This window comes from Pseudomonas sp. (assembly GCF_049645325.1).
Lineage (GTDB): Bacteria > Pseudomonadota > Gammaproteobacteria > Pseudomonadales > Pseudomonadaceae > Aquipseudomonas.
Map to the genome: position 1 here is coordinate 1 of NZ_JBARTQ010000196.1, position 3,217 is coordinate 3,217.

4 protein-coding genes and 1 pseudogene are annotated in these 3,217 nt (G+C 60.9%); all 5 read left to right on the forward strand.

What is annotated here, in order from left to right:
• On the forward strand, window positions 1-630 hold a 630-nt coding region (locus WBB95_RS08590), incomplete at its 5' end, for a polysaccharide deacetylase family protein (RefSeq protein ID WP_424487191.1).
• A complete protein-coding gene (gene arnT, locus WBB95_RS08595; protein ID WP_424487192.1) occupies window positions 627-2,282 on the forward strand; it encodes a lipid IV(A) 4-amino-4-deoxy-L-arabinosyltransferase in 1,656 nt (551 codons plus the stop codon). The genes WBB95_RS08590 and arnT, both read left to right, overlap by 4 nt.
• Entirely contained in the window at window positions 2,279-2,626 is a 348-nt protein-coding gene (arnE, locus tag WBB95_RS08600; protein ID WP_424487193.1) for a 4-amino-4-deoxy-L-arabinose-phosphoundecaprenol flippase subunit ArnE, read from the forward strand. The genes arnT and arnE overlap by 4 nt, the downstream gene beginning before the upstream one ends.
• The gene (arnF, locus tag WBB95_RS08605; RefSeq protein WP_424487194.1) at window positions 2,623-3,036 is read left to right on the forward strand and encodes a 4-amino-4-deoxy-L-arabinose-phosphoundecaprenol flippase subunit ArnF; all 414 of its coding nucleotides are present in this window, start codon (window positions 2,623-2,625) and stop codon (window positions 3,034-3,036) included. Before arnE ends, arnF begins: the two co-directional genes overlap by 4 nt.
• A pseudogene (locus WBB95_RS08610) lies at window positions 3,033-3,217 on the forward strand (UDP-glucose 6-dehydrogenase); the annotation flags it as partial. The gene arnF and the pseudogene WBB95_RS08610, both read left to right, overlap by 4 nt.

Here is a 3,217-nt window from a genome sequence, read left to right on the forward strand (position 1 = left end):
GGCCGTGACCTGGGGCACTTGATGCGCCAGGCCAAGGCGGCCGGCCATGAAGTCGGCCTGCACGCGTGGGATCACCACGGCTGGCAGGCCAACACCGGGCGCTGGAGCGACGCACAGTTGGTCGAGCAGATTCGCCGTGGCGTCGACACCCTGAGCGACATCCTCGGTGAGCGTATCGACTGTTCAGCGGCCGCCGGTTGGCGTGCCGATGAGCGCGTGGTGCAAGCCAAGCAAGGCTTCAACTTTCGCTACAACAGCGATTGCCGGGGCACCAGCCTGTTCAGGCCGACACTGGCCGATGGCAGCGCGGGCACCCCACAAATTCCGGTAGACCTGCCGACCTTCGACGAAGTCGTCGGGCCGGTGGTGGCTGCCAACGATTTCAACAGCTTCATTCTTGACCGGTTTACCGAGTCGAAGCTGAACGTCTACACGATCCACGCAGAAGTAGAAGGGATTCTGATGGCCAATGATTTTCGCCAATTGCTCGCCCAGGCAGGGCAGCGCGGCATCGACTTCAAACCTCTGGGCGACCTGTTGCCGGCGGATGTGACCACCCTGCCCCAGCAACAGCTGGTACGTGGCGCACTCAGCGGCCGTGAGGGTTGGCTCGGAGTGCAGCAGGCATGATTCGGCGCTTGGCATTGCCCCTGCTCCTGCTGGCGTTTGGTGTGTTTTACCTGCTTCCGCTGGCCACCCACGGCCTGTGGATTCCCGATGAAACCCGTTACGCACAGATCAGCCAGGAAATGCTGCTGACCGGCAAATGGGCCTCGCCGCATTTCATGGGCATTCGTTATTTCGAGAAACCCGCTGCGGGCTACTGGATGATCGCCCTGGGCCAGGCGATTTTCGGGCAAAACCTGTTTGGCGTGCGGTTTGCCTCGGCGTTGAGCACCGGGTTGAGCATCCTGCTGGTTTACCTGGTGTCGCGCCGGTTGTGGAACGACCCGCAGAAAAGCCTGGTCAGCACCGTGCTGTACATGAGCTTTATCAGCGTCGCGTTGCTCGGTGGCTACGCCAACCTGGACCCGCAGTTCACCTTTTGGGTCAACCTGACCGGCGCTGCGCTGTGGTTCTGCTTCGACAGCACCACGCGTAACGGTCGCTTGGGCGCCTGGGCCCTGCTGGGGTTTGCCTGCGGCATGGGTTTCATGACCAAAGGCTTTTTGGCCTGGCTGCTGCCAGTGCTGATCGCCCTGCCCTACGCCATCTGGCAGAAACGCTTTCGTGAATTGCTCGGCTATGGCCTGGTGGCCGTGGTGGTGGCGATTGTCGTCAGTCTGCCTTGGGCGCTGGCCGTGCACCTGCAAGAGCCGGACTACTGGAACTTCTTCTTCTGGCACGAGCATATCCAGCGCTTTGCCGGTGATGATGCCCAACACGCCGAGCCGTTCTGGTTCTACTTGCCGCTGCTGGTAGCGTTCGCGTTGCCGTGGGTTGCGGTGTTGCCGTCCACGGTCAAACAGGCATGGCTGGAAAAACGCCTGCCCAAGACGGCTTTTCTACTGCTATGGCTGTTGATGCCCTTGGCGTTTTTCAGCCTGGCCAAGGGCAAGCTGCCGTCCTACATCATGCCGTGCCTGCTGCCCTTGGCCTTGCTGATGGGTTCGACCCTGAGCGACAAACTGGCTCAAGGCCGCGGCCGCATTTTGCGCCTCAATGGCGGGTTGAACCTGGTTTTCGGCGTGCTGGCGCTGTTGGCAATCAGCTGGTTCCAGTTGAAAAGGCCGGTGTACGAACACGGCGAGGAAACCCTCAGCCTGGTCCTGGTGTTTGTGTTCCTGTTCGGCTGGATCATCGCCAACCTGCTGCAAGCCGCGCGCCCGCTGAAGCTGTGGGCCGCGCCTGCCATCGGCAGTTGGTTGCTGGTGTTACTGGTGCCGGCCGCACTCCCGCATTCGGTGGTTTACAACAAGATCCCTGATCAGTTCATCATCGACCATGAGCAGGAATTGAAGTCGACGGGCGCATTGCTCAGTAATGATCTGGGCGCTGCTTCCGCCCTGTCATGGCGCCTCGGACGCCCGGACATCGCGCTCTATAACACTGTCGGCGAAGTGAAATACGGCATCGCCTACCCGGACACTGCTCACCGCCGGATCGACACCAACGCTGTCCAGCAATGGATGAGCGAGGCCCGTAAAAAAGGCTCGGTCGGCGTGGTCATGCGCGTCAAGGGTGACGATGAAGTTGCCGAAGTCAACTTGCTGCCCGCTGACGGCAAGCGCTACGAGCAGGGCAACCTGGTGATCCTGATCTTTCCACAGGCTGCGCAATGATCACCCTGCTGCTGTTGTTGAGCGCGTGCTTGCTCACCTGCATGGGCCAGGTCTCGCAGAAGTTTGCCGTGGAGCGCTGGCGCGACCAGCCGGACGGATGGGCGCCGAAACTGCGCGAGCCCTGGCTGTGGTCCGCACTGGTGTGCCTGGGCCTTGGCCTGCTGGTGTGGCTGCTGGTGTTGCAGCGCCTGGAAGTGGGCATCGCCTACCCCATGCTCAGCCTGAATTTTGTATTGGTCACGCTGATGGCGCGGTTTGTGTTTCATGAACACATCGATGGCCGTCATTGGCTCGGTGTGGCGCTGGTCATCGGCGGAGTGGTCTTGCTGGGGCGTCACGTATGAGCCGGGTGCAAGGGTTTGCCCTGGCCCTGGGCAGCGTCGGCTTGGTCAGCGCCGCCCAATTGGGCATGCGCTGGAGCATGACGCGCCTGCCATTGCCCACCGAATGGCTCAACGCGTTCAACAGCCACACGATCGACCTGAGCGCCCTGGGCGTGGTGATCCTGGCGATCATCGCCTACGCGCTGTCGATGCTCTGCTGGCTCGGCGCGCTCAAACATTTGCCCTTGGGCCGCGCCTATTCGCTGCTCAGCATCAGCTACGCGCTGGTGTACCTGCTGGCGGCCAGCCTGCCGGTGTTCAACGAAGATTTTTCGCTTTCAAAAACCCTGGGGGTGGCCTTGGTCATCCTCGGAGTACTGGTTATTAACTCTCGCCGTGCTAGCACCACAAGTCCCAGGAATGCCCCATGAAAATCAGTGTATTTGGTAGTGGTTACGTCGGTCTGGTGCAGGCCACCGTATTGGCCGAAGTCGGTCACGATGTCATCTGCATGGACGTTGACAAGAGCAAGGTCGAATCGCTGCAAAAAGGCCATGTGACCATCTTCGAGCCGGGGCTGGCTGCGATGGTGAAGAAAAACCTTGAAAGCGG